This is a genomic window from Rhodococcus sp. IEGM 1370 (assembly GCF_033142325.1).
Classification (GTDB): domain Bacteria; phylum Actinomycetota; class Actinomycetes; order Mycobacteriales; family Mycobacteriaceae; genus Rhodococcoides.
In genome coordinates, this window is the sequence record NZ_JAWLRY010000004.1 from 110,759 (window position 1) to 125,289 (window position 14,531).

Annotated in this window: 18 protein-coding genes; 15 read left to right on the forward strand and 3 right to left on the reverse strand. The window is 66.4% G+C overall.

Translation table 11 applies throughout. From position 1 onward, the window contains the following. Positions 1–31 precede the first annotated feature (31 nt). The 11 genes from hemB to R4P47_RS08820 all read left to right on the forward strand — a co-directional run bounded on the left by hemB (position 32) and on the right by R4P47_RS08820 (position 7,095). A complete protein-coding gene (gene hemB / locus R4P47_RS08770; protein ID WP_317784551.1) occupies positions 32–1,006 on the forward strand; it encodes a porphobilinogen synthase in 975 nt (324 codons plus the stop codon). After that, on the forward strand, positions 1,003–1,641 hold the full coding sequence (locus R4P47_RS08775; RefSeq protein ID WP_094641073.1) for a hypothetical protein: 639 nt from the start codon (positions 1,003–1,005) through the stop codon (positions 1,639–1,641). Before hemB ends, R4P47_RS08775 begins: the two co-directional genes overlap by 4 nt. 96 nt (positions 1,642–1,737) lie before the next feature. Continuing rightward, positions 1,738–1,911, forward strand: a complete 174-nt coding sequence (locus R4P47_RS08780) for a hypothetical protein (RefSeq protein WP_317533422.1) — start codon at positions 1,738–1,740, stop codon at positions 1,909–1,911. A gap of 70 nt (positions 1,912–1,981) precedes the next feature. Further along, the gene (locus tag R4P47_RS08785; protein WP_269595735.1) at positions 1,982–2,422 is read left to right on the forward strand and encodes a hypothetical protein; all 441 of its coding nucleotides are present in this window, start codon (positions 1,982–1,984) and stop codon (positions 2,420–2,422) included. A 25-nt stretch (positions 2,423–2,447) separates the two neighbouring features. Next, entirely contained in the window at positions 2,448–2,936 is a 489-nt protein-coding gene (locus R4P47_RS08790; RefSeq protein ID WP_317784657.1) for a hypothetical protein, read from the forward strand. Continuing rightward, positions 2,933–3,184, forward strand: a complete 252-nt coding sequence (locus R4P47_RS08795) for a hypothetical protein (protein ID WP_068046434.1) — start codon at positions 2,933–2,935, stop codon at positions 3,182–3,184. The genes R4P47_RS08790 and R4P47_RS08795 overlap by 4 nt, the downstream gene beginning before the upstream one ends. A 16-nt stretch (positions 3,185–3,200) precedes the next feature. Next, positions 3,201–3,482, forward strand: a complete 282-nt coding sequence (locus R4P47_RS08800; RefSeq protein WP_032393890.1) for a metal-sensitive transcriptional regulator — start codon at positions 3,201–3,203, stop codon at positions 3,480–3,482. A gap of 19 nt (positions 3,483–3,501) precedes the next feature. Continuing rightward, the gene (locus tag R4P47_RS08805; RefSeq protein WP_269595737.1) at positions 3,502–3,705 is read left to right on the forward strand and encodes a heavy-metal-associated domain-containing protein; all 204 of its coding nucleotides are present in this window, start codon (positions 3,502–3,504) and stop codon (positions 3,703–3,705) included. 88 nt (positions 3,706–3,793) lie between these two features. Continuing rightward, on the forward strand, positions 3,794–5,011 hold the full coding sequence (locus R4P47_RS08810; RefSeq protein ID WP_317784552.1) for a PQQ-dependent sugar dehydrogenase: 1,218 nt from the start codon (positions 3,794–3,796) through the stop codon (positions 5,009–5,011). A gap of 111 nt (positions 5,012–5,122) precedes the next feature. Next, a complete protein-coding gene (locus tag R4P47_RS08815) occupies positions 5,123–6,298 on the forward strand; it encodes a PQQ-dependent sugar dehydrogenase (RefSeq protein ID WP_317784553.1) in 1,176 nt (391 codons plus the stop codon). Beyond that, a complete protein-coding gene (locus R4P47_RS08820) occupies positions 6,298–7,095 on the forward strand; it encodes a cyclase family protein (protein ID WP_317533428.1) in 798 nt (265 codons plus the stop codon). The genes R4P47_RS08815 and R4P47_RS08820 overlap by 1 nt, the downstream gene beginning before the upstream one ends. Positions 7,096–7,126: 31 nt before the next feature. Here R4P47_RS08820 and R4P47_RS08825 read toward each other — a convergent pair whose 3' ends face one another. From R4P47_RS08825 to R4P47_RS08835, 3 genes are read right to left on the reverse strand one after another with little or no spacing between them, the layout of a single operon-like run. Further along, a complete protein-coding gene (locus R4P47_RS08825; protein WP_317784554.1) occupies positions 7,127–9,094 on the reverse strand; it encodes an acyl-CoA dehydrogenase in 1,968 nt (655 codons plus the stop codon). A gap of 43 nt (positions 9,095–9,137) precedes the next feature. Continuing rightward, a complete protein-coding gene (locus R4P47_RS08830) occupies positions 9,138–9,344 on the reverse strand; it encodes an inositol 2-dehydrogenase (protein ID WP_317548417.1) in 207 nt (68 codons plus the stop codon). A 46-nt stretch (positions 9,345–9,390) separates the two neighbouring features. Continuing rightward, positions 9,391–10,734 (reverse strand): serine hydrolase, encoded by a 1,344-nt coding sequence (locus tag R4P47_RS08835; RefSeq protein WP_317784555.1) that lies wholly within the window; start codon positions 10,732–10,734, stop codon positions 9,391–9,393. 72 nt (positions 10,735–10,806) lie between these two features. On the opposite strand from R4P47_RS08835, the gene R4P47_RS08840 reads away from it, so the two are divergent. From R4P47_RS08840 to R4P47_RS08855, 4 genes are all read left to right on the forward strand, one after another. After that, entirely contained in the window at positions 10,807–12,093 is a 1,287-nt protein-coding gene (locus R4P47_RS08840) for an adenosylmethionine--8-amino-7-oxononanoate transaminase (RefSeq protein WP_317784658.1), read from the forward strand. Positions 12,094–12,117: 24 nt separating this feature from the next. Next, positions 12,118–13,281: an 8-amino-7-oxononanoate synthase gene (locus tag R4P47_RS08845; RefSeq protein ID WP_317784556.1), complete on the forward strand. Its 1,164-nt coding sequence runs from the start codon at positions 12,118–12,120 to the stop codon at positions 13,279–13,281. Further along, positions 13,278–13,976 carry a dethiobiotin synthase gene (bioD, locus tag R4P47_RS08850; RefSeq protein WP_317784557.1) on the forward strand — a complete coding sequence of 233 codons (699 nt, stop codon included), beginning with the start codon at positions 13,278–13,280 and terminating at the stop codon, positions 13,974–13,976. The genes R4P47_RS08845 and bioD overlap by 4 nt, the downstream gene beginning before the upstream one ends. Positions 13,977–14,022: 46 nt before the next feature. Continuing rightward, on the forward strand, positions 14,023–14,531 hold a 509-nt coding region (locus R4P47_RS08855; protein ID WP_317784558.1), incomplete at its 3' end, for a hypothetical protein.

The following is a 14,531-nucleotide window of genomic DNA, read 5'->3' on the forward strand; positions in this document are numbered from 1 at the left end:
CCGAATAGCACCCGGTCCGTAAGGAGTTCGCTTGTTCCCCACCGACCGTCCCCGACGACTGCGCCGTACCCCGGCACTGCGTCGACTCGTGGCCGAGACCTCGCTCGAGCCACGGCATCTGGTGCTGCCGATGTTCGTGGCCGACGGCATCAGTGAGCCTCGGGCGATCAGCTCGATGCCCGGGGTCTATCAGCACACGCTGGATTCGCTGAGCGCTGCAGCCGAAGAGGCCGTCGCGGCCGGCGTCGGCGGCGTCATGCTGTTCGGGGTGCCGAGAACCGAGGACAAGGACGAGATCGGCTCGGGTGCAACCGACCCGGACGGGATTCTCAATCGGGGTCTGGCGCGGCTGAAGACCGACCTCGGGGACTCGACCGTCATCATGGCCGACACCTGCCTGGACGAGTTCACCTCCCACGGGCACTGCGGAGTCCTGGGGGAGAACGGATCCATCGACAACGACGCCACCCTGCTGCGGTACGTCGACATGGCCGTCGCGCAGGCGGAGTCCGGTGCGCACCTGCTCGGACCCAGCGGAATGATGGACGGGCAGGTCGGTGCCATCCGCGCCGGACTGGACGCAGCCGGACACGTCGAGGTCGGTCAGCTGGCCTACTCGGCGAAGTACGCCTCGGCGTTCTACGGTCCGTTCCGCGAAGCCGTCGGCTCGTCGCTGCAGGGCGATCGCCGCACGTACCAGCAGGACGCAGCCAACCGTCGTGAGGCCACCCACGAAGTAGAGCTCGATCTCGCCGAGGGTGCCGACATGGTGATGGTCAAGCCGGCCATGTCGTATCTCGATATTCTTCGCGACGTCGCCGAGATGTCACCGGTTCCGGTTGCGGCGTACCAGATCTCCGGGGAATATGCCATGATCACCGCTGCCGCTCAGAACGGGTGGATCGACCGCGACGCAGCGGTACTGGAATCGCTCGTCGGCGTCCGGCGCGCCGGTGCCGATGTCGTACTGACCTATTGGGCTACCGAAGTGGCGGGCTGGTTGTGAACGAATATCCTCCGAACAACAACCCGGACGGCAACCCCGACAGCAACACCCCGGGTAACCCACCGCCGCAGCCGGATTGGCAGCGCTGGGAGATGGAGCACGGGTTCCCGCAGCCAGGACCGGAGCTGGAACCGACCCCGCGTCCGGCCCCCGTCGACGTCGAGACCGCTCGCCACCTGTGGTGGGGAGTGGCGCTGATCGGAGCGCTCTCGGCACTGTTCTCGGTGTGGACGCTGTTCGGGGCGCGCGAGGAATTTGCGCAGTCCTTGCTCGACGACCTCGCAGCGCAGGACGCGGCCGCCGACATGACGGTGGAGTCCACGCAGTCGATGGTGACGGTGATGCTCGTCGTCACGGTGTTCGTCGTACTCGGTTTCGGGGCCTTGTTCCTGTTCTGGGTGAAGCGAATGCGAGCGGGCAAGATGTGGGCGCGCATGCTGCTCACCGTCATCGGATCGTTCACCGTGTTCACCACGATCCTGGAACTGTTCTCGATCGCGTCGAGCGCGGGCGCGATGAACATCGTGATGAGTGTGCTCGGCATCGGCCAGGGAGTGCTGGCCGCCGGGGCGATCTACCTGATGCACCGTCGGGAATCCAACGAATACTTCGTCGCCGCTTCGGGACAGCGGTAGTTTTCAGAACTCGATAGTTTCGGGCGTGTTCGCGGCTCCCACCCCGCTGTGTGACTAGCATCACTCTCGATATCTTCTCGAGTGATCGGAACCGACATGGCAGACAACATCCCTGCAGCAGCGAGCATGGCGCAGCCGACCGCAGTACCGGCCGTCGACCGCGAGCCCTGTCCCGCCGAGAGCGGTCGCCCCGGCTGGGCCCTACTGGGGCTGCTGCTCGCCGTCTCGGCCGCCATCGCGATCATGGCGCTGGGAATCTCTGCAGGCTGAGCGCGTCGCGTCGGCGCAGAATTTCTGCCGGCCGGACTCACAGCTCGCCGACGGTGGCAGGATGTCTGGCGTGAGCGCAGACACCGACGCACCGACCGCCCGGCCCCGAGTGGTATCCGCCGCCTACTGGCTGTGGTTGTCCTCGGCGGTGCTGCTGATCGTCGTGTGCATGATCGCCCTGACACTGCCGGCCGATCAGATCCGCGCATCGTTCACCACCGGCGGTGCGACCGACGAACAGATCGATTCCTTCCTGACGGTGTTCCGCGGACTCGGGGTCATCTTCGGAGTGGTCGGCTTGGCCGTCGGTCTGATGTCGGGCCCCGTCCGCGCCGGAGACCGCAGGTTCCGACGCGCCCTGGTGGCACTGTCCGGAGCCGTGGCGCTGCTGCTGACGTTCGCCGCGCTGGTGTTTCCGTTCGTGCTGCTGGTGATCACCGTTGCGCTGGTGGTCGCAGCCGTTCTGGTCTACCGGCCGTCGGCGCGGGAATGGTTCGTCCGTGAGCAGTGAGATGAACAGCGAGATGAACAGTGACATGAACAGCGAGACTCCCATCGACGAGCCTGTGCTCTTCCACGAGCCCGGTGGTCGGTGGCGCATGCTGGCGTGGGGGCCGGTGTTCTGCCTGGTGGTACTTGCAGTCGAACTCGCATCGGGACCGGTGATCCACTGGTTCGCACTCGCACTGTTCTCGTTGATCCTCGTCGGTCTCACGTACGTCCAGCTGCGCGCCGCGCGGATGCACGTGAGCGTCGAACTCACCACGCGTCGGCTGCGGCAGGGGACCGAGACCGTCGATCTGGACGAGATCGACGACATACTGCCGCCGGCGGACTACGCCGACGGCGACTACGAGCCGAAGAGGTGGGAGACCGCGCGGGTACTCGGGGAGCTGTCGGGTGTGCCGCGCAAGCGTCACGGCATCGGGCTGCGGCTGGTGGGCGGTGGGTTGGTGCAGGCCTGGGCGAAGGACGACGACGGTCTGCGTGCGGCTCTGGAAACGGCGAAGCGGGAGTACCTGTGAGGAAGTCCCTCGGGTGGGCGGAGCTGGGGCTGGCTCTGCTCGCGGTGATCGGAGCTGTGGCGTGCTGGAATGCGGGCGTGCGCACCACCGAGTTTCCCGCGGTTGCCGACGTGTCCCCGGCATATTCGGGGACGTTCTACTCGGGGTCCTGGATCGCGCTGGCCGCTCTGGTCGTCACGGTGGCCGCACTGTTGATGGTCGACGGCGTCCGTCGGGTCCTCTCGGGACGTGCACCCCATACCGGGTAGGGGTATGGTGGGCGTTATGAGCAGCTACAGCGCCGAGCAGGACGATCTGCTGAAGCGATTGCGCCGAATCGAGGGCCAAGTGGCCGGCATTTCGCGAATGGTCGCAGACGACCGCTATTGCATCGATGTCCTCACCCAGGTGTCTGCGGTGACCAAGGCGCTGCAGTCGGTCTCGTTGAAGCTGCTCGACGCCCACCTCGCAGGATGCGTCGTGGAGGCTGCGAAACACGGCGGACCCGAGGCGGACGCGAAAGTGAAAGAGGCCTCCGAGGCCATCGCGCGCCTGGTTCGTTCCTGACGGAAGAGGGGAAATTCAGATGCAGACGACGTATTCGGTCGAGGGCATGACGTGCGGGCATTGCGCCGCGTCGGTGAAAGAAGAAGTCTCGGAGATCGCAGGAGTCACCGGCGTCGATGTCGATGTGGATTCCGGGGCAGTCGTGGTGAGCAGCGATTCGGCGCTCGATGACGCGACGGTGGACGCCGCGGTCGTCGAAGCCGGGTATCGACTGGTGTCCTGAGCACGATTGCGATCCGTCGGTGGTTCGGAAGTCGCGAAAACGGTGATACCGGAGGAATGGGACTTACCGAACATCGTCAGGAGAGCTCGTGAAGAAACCGGTCACCGGCGCAGCGGTCATCGCCATGAGCGTGGCCTTGGTAGCGGCCTGCTCGACGGACACCACCGAACAGGGCAGCAGTGCAGAGCCGACCGAGTCGTCCGCGACCTCGTCGTCGCAGGGCTCCGATTCCGACGCTGCTCCCTCCCCGGCCGCGCCTACCGGACCGCTGCCGAACCTGTCGGTCACCACCGTGCTCGACGGCCTCGACAAGCCCTGGGACGTGGTGGTTGCTCCCGATGGCACGGTGCTGACCGGAGAGCGCTCCGGTCGGTTCGTCATCCGCGACTCCGCAGGAGTCCAGCGTGAACTGAACGCGGACCTCGGTGATCTCTACGCCGCCGGTGAGACCGGACTCATGGGTATCGCACTGGCGGTGGATTTCGAGTCCTCTCGAACCGTGTTCACCTGCCAGGGGCGCCAGGGTAGCGGCGAGAACAGCATTGCCGTCGTGTCGTGGACCGTCGATCCGGGGTGGACTGCCCTGACGAGAACCGGCACTGTCGTCGACGACATTCCGGTCGCCGACGGCGGACGGCACGGAGGCTGCCGAATCTTGGCCCACCCCGACGGCACTCTGTACATCGGCACCGGCGACAACGCGAACCCGACATTTCCTCAGGATCGGAACTCACTGGGCGGCAAGGTGTTACACGTCAACGCCGACGGCACCGCCGCAGCCGACGCACCGGATCGCATCTTCACGCTCGGTCACCGCAATGTGCAGGGACTGGCGATCCGTCCCGGAACCGATCAGATCTTCGAGGTCGAGCAGGGGACGACCCGAGACGACGAGCTGAACCTGTTGGTGCCGGGCGGAAACTACGGCTACAGCCCCGATCGACGCCCGTCGGTCTACGACGAATCGGTCCCCATGACCGACCCCGATCGGGTTCCCGGTGCCCTGCCTGCAGTGTGGAGTTCGGGTGATCCGACCATCGCCACCCCCGACGTCACGTTCACCGACGGTGAGCAGTGGGGCTCCTGGAACGGTGCCGCGGTGATCTCGAGTCAGCAGGGTCAGAAGCTCGTCTTCCTGGCCTTGTCGGAGGACGGAACCGAGTACGTCGCCGAGGCGGAGGCACTGGACGGCACCTACGGCAGATTGCGTTCGCTCACCCCCCTCGGAAGCGACGGCGGCTTCCTGCTCACCACCGACAACGGATCCGACGATCAGGTACTGCTCGTCACGCCCGAGGTCGGCTGACCGCCGACCAGCGAATTGCGTCGTGAGTCGGCGAGCATCCCCTCGACTGTGTTTAAAATCATGTGATATCGGTCATATCGGGCCGGTCGCGGATCGTCGTCAGGAGTGTGGATGAACAAGCTGGTGTCCAGTTCCGGAGTACTCGCCGCCAGCGTCTTCCTGACGCTCGCGGCTACGACCACCGCGACGGCACAGGCCGATCCGCTACCCGGCCTGACGGTCACCACCGTGCTCGACGGACTCGCGAAACCGTGGGACGCGGTGGTCGCGCCCGACGGAACGGTGCTGACCGGGGAGCGTTCCGGCCGGTTCGTGATCCGCGCCGTCGACGGGACCATCCGCGAGCTCGCCGCCGATCTCGACGACCTCTATGCGCCCGGCGAGACGGGCCTCATGGGCATCGCCCTCGCGACGGATTTTGCAGCATCCAGAACCATCTACACCTGCCAGGGCGTACAGGGCTCCGGAGGCGGAACCGGTAGCGCCGGAACAGGAAGTGCCGGCGGCCGCAGCGACAACCACATCGCCGTGCTCTCGTGGACCGTCGATCCGGAGTGGACCGCACTGACGCGCACCGGCACCCTCGTCGACGACATTCCCGTCGCCGACGGCGGTCGCCACGGCGGCTGCAGAATTCTGGCCCACCCCGACGGCACCCTGTACGTCGGCACCGGAGACACGGCGTCGCCGACGGTTCCGCAGGATCGGAACTCGTTGGGCGGCAAGGTTCTACATATCAATGCCGACGGTTCTCCGGCCGCGGGATCACCGGATCGCATCTTCACTCTGGGGCATCGAAACGTGCAGGGCTTGGCGATTCGTCCCGGCACCGATCAGATCTACGAGGTGGAGCAGGGCACCTCCCGAGACGACGAGCTGAACCTGCTGGTGCCCGGCGGCAACTACGGATACCGCCCCGATCGACTTCCGTTCATCTACGACGAGTCGGTACCGATGACCGATCCCACCCGCGTGCCCGGAGCACTCGCCGCGGTGTGGAGCTCGGGTAGCCCCGCCATCGCCACGCCCGGTCTGACCTTCGCGGACGGCGCTAGTTGGGGTTCCTGGAACGGGGCCGCAGTGATATCGAGTCAGCAGGAAGAGAAGCTCGTGTTTCTCAAGCTGTCCGAGGACGGCACAGAATTCGTCGACGAGGCCGACGCCCTGGTGGGTACCTACGGACGACTGCGCTCACTCACCAGCTTCGGCGGCGCCGGCGCATTCCTGCTGACCACCGACAACGGATCGGACGACAAAGTTCTGCTCGTCACCCCCGCTGCCGACTGATGTGCGGCCCAGAGGTCGTCGAGACAGTTAACCGCAGAATCGGACGTAGGGCACTGTTCGGGTCGTTGGGGGCCGCCGCGTTGACCGTTGCGACGGCCGGAGCGGTGCGCGCCGAACCCGTTGTGGCGTCGGCGATTCCAGCGGGCCGACTCGTGGACCTGACCCACACCCTGAGCTCGACCTTCCCGGTGTGGCCGGGGAGCGAACCGTTCTCGATGCGGCCGGTCGCCGCCTACGAGTTGGGCGGCTTCCTGGTGAACAAGCTCTCGTACTGGGAGCACACGGGCACGCACATCGACGCCCCGGCACACCGCGTTCGCGGCGGCGCGACGGCCGACATCCTGCCCCTCGAAGATCTGATCGCTCCGCTGGTCGTACTGGACATCTCGGCCAGGGCAGCATCGGATCCAGAAGCTGTGGTGACGACCGAGGACATCGCGCAGTGGGAGCGCGAGCACGGTCGAATACCTGATCGCGCATTGGTGGCGATGCACAGCCGATGGCAGAACAGGCTTGCCGAGCGTGCTGCCCCCGGCTTCGGCGCAGACGCGGCACAGATGCTGGTGCGCGAGCGCAACGTCGTCGGGATCGGCGTCGACACTCTGAGCCTCGACCGCATGAACGACCGCGAATACCCGGCTCACACAGCAGTTCTCGGGGCAGGCCGATACGGAGTCGAGGCACTGGCGAATCTGGACGCGGTGCCCCCGGCAGGGGCGACGGTCGTCGTCGGCGCACCGAAGCACGCGGGCGCGACCGGCGGACCCTGCCGGGTCTTCGCGATAGTTCCCGGCTGACCCGGGTTTCCGGCTGAACCCCGGCTACGCGTCAGTGCGCGTGGCTGGGGTTCGCGGCCGGCTCTTCCTCGGTTCCCGCCCCTGGCTCTCCGAGCATCGCGGCACCGACCAACGCGTCGGGTACTCCGAAGCCGTCGACGAGCAGTTCGGCGTGCGGACGCAGCGTGCGGCACCGCTCGTTGATGGCACGGGTGACGGCCTTGGATCGCTCGGTGGACAGGTAGCGGTGCTCGATGAACCAGGCCTTGTCCGCCTCGATCACCGACAGTGCGTACAGGTCGCAGACCTCGTCGAGCAGTTCCTTGGTGGTGGCGTCCTCGCAGGATTCGATGCCGGCGATGAACGCCTCGAAGATGATCCGATCGATGTGCGCACTCGCGGCATGCAGCACGTGATCCTGCACCGCGTTGAACGCCTCGAAAGGAGTGGTCTCCTTGGACTTCGACTGCAACCGGCGCGCGACGGTGGAGAGCAGGTACTCCTCACGATCTTCGAACATCTTGACCTGGGTGCCGCGGTTGAACAGCGAGCCCTCCTCCTCGTTGTCCTGACGGCGGTCGAGGATGGTCTGCATGATCGCCTGAGCCGCAGTGCGTTTGACGACGCGGTCGCCCACCATGTCGGCGGCGAACTTGACCCATTCGACCGGGCTCATGGACTTGACGTCGTCGGCGTACGCGGTGAGCAGTTCCTTGGCCACCAGCTGCGTCAGCACATGGTTGTCGCCCTCGAACGTGGTGAACACATCGGTGTCGGCCTTGAGGGAGATCAACCGGTTCTCGGCGAGATAGCCTGCGCCGCCGCAGGCTTCGCGGGCTTCCTGGATCGCGGCGGTCGCATGCCAGGTGTTCGCGGCCTTGAGACCTGCCGCCCTGGACTCGAGCTCGCGCTGCTCCTCGGCGTCGGGGTTGTCCGCGGTCTGCAGCTCGTGCATCTTCGACACGAGCTCGTTCTGCGCGAACTGCAGGGCGTAGGACTTGGCGATGAGCGGGAACAGTCGACGCTGATGCACCAGGTAGTCCATGATCAGGACCTCCTGATCGGAATCCGGTGCGGCGAACTGCCTGCGCTGCAACGCATATCGCGTCGCGATGTCGAGGGCGACGCGGGCCGCTGCAGCGGCGCTGCCGCCGACCGTGACGCGACCGCGGATCAACGTACCGAGCATCGTGAAGAACCGTCGAGACTTGTTCTCGATGGGGGAGGAGTACGTACCGTCGTCGGACACATCGGCGTACTTGTTGAGCAGGTTGTCTCGCGGGATGCGGACGTGATCGAACATCAGGCGGCCGTTGTCGACGCCGGGGAGACCGCCCTTGTACTGACAGTCCGAGGTGGTGACACCGGGCAGGTCGTCACCGTTCTCGTCGCGGAGCGGAACGAAGAAGCAGTGCACACCGTGGCTCTCGGGCTCCTCGCCCGGGCCTGCAGTGATGAGCTGAGCGAACACCGCTGCGACGGTCGCGGTCTCGGCGGCACCGCCGATGTAGTCCTTGCGCGAGGACGGCGTCGGCGAGTTGATGACGAACTCGTCCGTCTTCGGGTCGTACGTGGCCGTGGTCTCGAGCGACTGCACGTCGCTGCCGTGTCCGGTCTCCGTCATGGCGAAGCAGCCGAGCAGATCGAGACTGATGATCTTGGGGACGTAGGCCTCGTGGTGGCGTTCGGTGCCGAGATTCTCGATGGCACCGCCGAACAGCCCCCACTGGACGCCAGCCTTGACCATCAGCGACAGATCGCTCATCGCGAGCATTTCGATCATCGTCACCGCGGCACCGACGTCTCCGGTGCCGCCGTGCTCCTTCTTGAAGCCGTTGTCGGCTGCACCGGCAGCGGCGAGCAACTTGAGCTGCTCCATTGCCTTGGTGCGGGCGATGACGGTGTTCGGCGTGTAGTGCGGACGGAACTCGTCGCGTGCAAGTTGCTGACGCGCCTGGTTCTTCACATCTCGCCAGCGGCCGTCCAGAGTGTTCCGAAGGTGATCCGTTGTGGTTGCCATACTCGACGGTAACCTTTTGCGGCCGCCTGTGAAGGCCGGAAAGTCAGACCGGCCAGACGAATTCTCGGAACACGGCCCGGCAGCTGCGCCAGAAGCCCTTTTTCGCGTACGGACCGTCGCGGAACAGCGACGCGCAGTTGTCCTCCATGGCCCTGTTCACCAGGGGGCTGAAGTCGGTGAACTCACCGACCAGGAACTCCTTGAAGCCCTCCGGCCACGCGTGCTGGGCTGGTTCGTGTTGTGCCTCCACGACCGCGAGTGTAATGCAGCGGTAACACCGATGTTACAAATCCCACTCATTTCAGCAGTGCGAACGCCTGCTGCGCGACGAGGAACGCATAGCTGGACGGAATCAGATCGATCGCGCCGTCGGCCCGGAACTGCTCGGTCACGATCCAGTCCTGGCCTGCCGCGTCCGTGGCGAGGAATGCGCCGGCCAGATCACCGGGAGCACTGCCGCCCTTGAAGCCCGAGTACGGCCACAGCGCCGCGTCGAGCTGCACGCCCGGGGTGATCGCGAGAATGCGGCGGTTCTCCTCCGCTCCCGGGCCGTTGGCCAGGTAACCCATGGCAGCGCAGACGTCCTGCGCATTGGCGAACCATTCGACACCGTCCGCCGACGCCGGATTGTCGAGGAAGTTCTCGAAGTCGATCGCGAGTGGCCTCGCGTCCGCCCGTTCGAGCAGCTCTGCCCGAGTGGCGGGGTCGGCTCCGGACCACTCTTCTCGCATGTCGGGATCGCCGAATCCGATGACGAAGAACTGCCGGGTGTCCATCATCGGCGTCATGACGGACGGGTCGTGATGACCCATGACGCCGAGTTGGCGTTCGACCCGGTCGCGGCCGAGGCGTTGCATCAGCAGGTCGGTTGCGGTGTTGTCGGACAACGAGATCATCTTCTCGGCCGCCTCCCGAACCGACACCTTCGTGCCGTCGGGCAGATTCTGCAGTTCACCCGACGGCGCGCTCTTGGTGGCATCACGAACGGTGAGCTGGTCTTCCCAGCGGATGTTGCCTGCGTCGATCTCGTCGGTGAGCGCGCCGAGAACGTACAGCTTGAACACCGATCCGAGGGGAAGCACCGAGTCCGCGTTGACGGAGTAGATCGATTCGCAGTCGCCGCCGTTGAGCCGAGACGCGCTGTAGGAATAGTTCGGAGCGACCTTCGACAGTGCCGCGTCGAGATCGTCGAACGACGAGATCGTGGGGGTGTCCGGCCGGGCCAGGAAGCCGTCGAGCTTGCCATCGGTGCCTATCGACGTCGTGATCGTGGCCGGGATGCCCGCGGTGGTGAAGTGCAGGACACCGGAGTTCGGACCGGCCTCGAAGCTCGTGGCCACGTTCGGTGCGCCTGCCCGCAACTGTTCGAGTGGGGTGGCGAGCCCACCCAGCGGTGCGACGGCCTCGGCCAGCTCGGGGCCGGTGACTGCCTCGACCTCGGCGGGGTCGGGTGTGTTCTCGGCGTTGATCCACCGCAGGATGCGTTCGTTGACTGCGCCCACGGGAGTTGAGGTATCGACGGCGAAGTCCGGAGCGGTCGTGGTGGGCACGGGCGCAGCGGACGTGCCCCCGCAGGCGGAGAGCGCCAGAGTGGCGGCAACGACCACTCCCACGAGTCTCGTCACGGTGCGCGTCGTCATGCTGCGATGCTAATGGATTCGGACATTTCGCCACCCGTCCAGTCTCGGTACGGCCGGACGGGCGCTGTGGCAATGTGCTCTGGCGTGCTGACTTCCGAAGACGTCCGTCGAATCGACTCCGATCATCTCTGGCACCCCTACAGCCGGTTCCCGGCGGATGCGACGCCGCTGCTGGTCGACAGCGCGTCGGGAGTGCGACTGACGTTGGCCGACGGCAGGCAACTCGTCGACGGCATGAGCTCGTGGTGGGCGGCGGTGCACGGCTACCGGCATCCGGTGCTCGACGCCGCCGCGCACGATCAGCTGGGCCGAATGAGCCACGTCATGTTCGGCGGACTGACACATGCTCCGGCGGCCAGGTTGGCCGAGCTGCTGGTCGACATCACCCCCGCGGGGCTCGAGAAGGTGTTCCTCGCCGATTCCGGATCGGTCTCGGTGGAGGTCGCGGTGAAGATGGCGCTGCAGTACTGGCGCGGACGCGGCGAGAACGGTCGCACTCGGCTGTTGACCTGGCGCGGCGGATACCACGGAGACACGTTCGCGCCGATGAGCGTCTGCGACCCGGACGGCGGCATGCACACGCTGTGGACCGATGTGCTCTCGAAGCAGGTGTTCGCTCCGGCTCCGCCCGCGGAGTTCGACGCCGGCTACGTCGCCGAATTCGAGCGGGTACTCGCCGAGCACGCGCACGAACTGGCGGCGATCATCGTCGAGCCGATCGTGCAGGGCGCAGGCGGAATGCGGTTCCACGACGCGCGCTATCTGCTGGAACTGCGCCGATTGGCCGACGAGTACGGGGTATTGCTGATCTTCGACGAGATCGCAACCGGATTCGGTCGGACCGGGGAGCTCTTCGCCGCCGATCACGCGGGTGTCGCACCGGACATCATGTGCATCGGCAAGGCATTGACCGGCGGATATCTGACCTTGGCGGCGACGCTGTGCACCACCGAGGTGGCCGAAACAGTATCGGGCGGCGAGGCCGGTGGTCTGATGCACGGGCCGACGTTCATGGGTAATCCACTGGCGTGTGCGATCGCGGTGGCGTCGGTGGAACTGCTGCTCTCGCGCGACTGGCGCGCCGAGGTCGCACGGCTGGCGTCGGGGTTGGCCGACGGCCTCGCACCGGCCCGGTCTCTGCCGGGAGTCGCCGATGTTCGCGTTCTCGGCGGCATCGGCGTCGTCGAGATGTGCAGTCCGGTGGACATGGTTCGAGCCACGGCAGCGGCCGTCGACGCGGGTGTGTGGCTGCGGCCGTTCGGCCGTCTGGTGTACGCGATGCCGCCCTACATCTGCACCGAGGAGGACGTGACGGCCATTGCAGGCGCGATGCTGGCGGTGGCCCGAAGCCATAATTGAACAGCGTTCAAGTATGGTGCTGCCATGACCTCTCTGGAGTGGCTCGACGCCACCGCGCACGCCCGACGCGAGGCCGGCCTCGAGCGCGTCGTGATCCCCCGCACGGCCGAGGAGGCGATCCTCGACCTGGCTTCGAACGACTACCTCGGCCTGTCCAGGCATCCGGCCGTCATCGACGGAGCGTGCGCCGCTGCGCGCCGGTGGGGCGGCGGATCCACCGGATCGCGGCTGGTCACCGGTACCACGACGGCGCACGAGCGACTCGAGGAGAACCTCGCCGACTTCGTCGGAGCCGAGGCGGGACTGGTGTTCTCCTCCGGCTACACCGCCAACCTCGGGATCGTGACGGCACTGGCGGGCCGAGACGCACTGGTGATCTCCGACGCCGCGTCGCACGCCTCGCTCATCGATGCCTGTCGCCTGTCTCGGGCCCGAGTGGCCGTCTCTCGGCACTGCGATACCGGCCATGTCGACGAGCTGTTGTGGGAGCGTCCCGAACGGCGGGCCCTGGTGGTGACCGACTCGGTGTTCAGTGCCGACGGAGATCTCGCGCCACTGGCCGAGCTGTACGCGGTGTGTCGAAGACGAAACGCGGTGCTCGTCGTCGACGAAGCGCACGGGTTGGGCGTACGCGGAGCCGGCGGCCGGGGAGCCGTCCACGAAGCAGGACTCGCCGGCGCACCCGACCTGGTGATCACCGCAACGCTGTCCAAGGCCCTCGGATCGCAGGGCGGGGTGGTTCTCGGGCCGGCCGCGGTGCGCACTCAGGTGCTGCACGGTGCGCGCACGTTCGTGTTCGACACCGGCCTCGCGCCTGCCTCCGTGGGCGCGGCATCGGCCGCGTTGACCGTCCTGCGCGACGAACCCGAACGGGTGCACTCGATCGGTGTGCGAGCGACGCAACTCGCCGCCGCAGCGGGCGTCGAAGCGACCGAATCGGCGGTGGTCCCGGTGGTTCTGGGCGACGCGCAGCGTGCGGTGCAGGCGGCCGCGGACTGCCTCGAGCTCGGCGTCCGCGTCGGATGCTTCCGGCCACCGTCGGTTCCGGCCGACGGGTCTCGACTCCGACTGACCGCGCGCGCCGATCTCACCGACGCCGATGTCGACCGTGCCGCGTCGGTCCTCGCGGCTGTGTTGAATGCGGCTGTGCCGAATGCGGCGGTGTCGAATGCGGCGGTGCTGTCGTGACGGTTCTGTTCGTGACCGGAACGTCGACCGGCGTCGGCAAGACCGTGGTGACCGCGGGTATCGCGGCGGCCGCGCGCGCAGGCGGATGGACGGTTGCGGTGTGCAAACCGGCGCAGACCGGCGTCGGAGGTGACTACCCGGACGAAGCCGATATCGATGTGGTGCAACGGCTTTCGGGCGTGCGTGGAGTGGAGCTGGCGCGATACCCCGAGCCGCTGGCTCCGGACGTTGCGGCGCGCCGATCGGGTCGGCCGATGCTCGAACTCGCCGCTGTGGTCGACACTGTGCGCACGCTCGATGCGGCCCATGACCTCGTGCTGGTCGAAGGTGCGGGTGGAGTGGCGGTGCGTCTGGGCGCAGGAGGGTTCACCGTGCTCGACATCGCCGGGGCCGTGTCTGCGCCGATCGTCGTCGTGGCCGGTGCAGAGCTGGGAACGCTCAACCACAGCGCGCTGACCACTGCCGCGGCGCGGGCGGTCGGGGTCGAATGCGCAGGGCTGGTGATCGGATCGTGGCCCGCCGAGCCGAGCCTTGCCGCGCGGGTCAACCGCGACGAGCTGCCCCTCGTGACGGAGGTCGGGCTGATCGCGCGCATCCCGGAAGGAGCCGGCCGACTCGCTGCGCGGGCCTTCGAAGCCCTGGCCGTGGGTGCCTTCGGCGAGTTTACCGAGTCGTTACTCGGGTACCCGCCGTAGAGAATCTGCCGTCTCGGCATTCGAAAACAGACGGGAAATAGACACCATGAACACCACCGTATGGATCATCGTTGCAGTAGTAGTCGTTCTGTTGGTCATTGCCATCGCCGTGGTCGTTGCCCGCAAGGGCAAGGAACGTAAGAGAGTGGAAGCGAACGAGATTCGCGAAAAGGCTGCCGATCAATCCTCAGTCGTCGAGGAGCGTGAACTGATGGCGCGCGAAAGCGAAGCCAAGGCACGCCGCGCGCAGGCAGAGGCCGACGTCAAAGCAGCCGAGGCGGAGAAGCTCGCACAGCAGGCGCAGTCTCATCAAGGAGTTGCGGCGTCGTCACGCGACGAGATGGAATCGCAGTTCGAGCGTGCGAATCGAATCGACCCGGACGTGAAGAACGGCAAGAACATGACAGGCGATCGGAACGTCACAGGGGACAGGAACGTCGTCGGTGACCGGAATGTGGCGGATGACCGCACTGTGGCAGATGACCGCACTGTGGCAGATGACCGCACTGTGGCAGATGACCGCACTGTGGCAGATGACCGCACTGTGGCAGATGA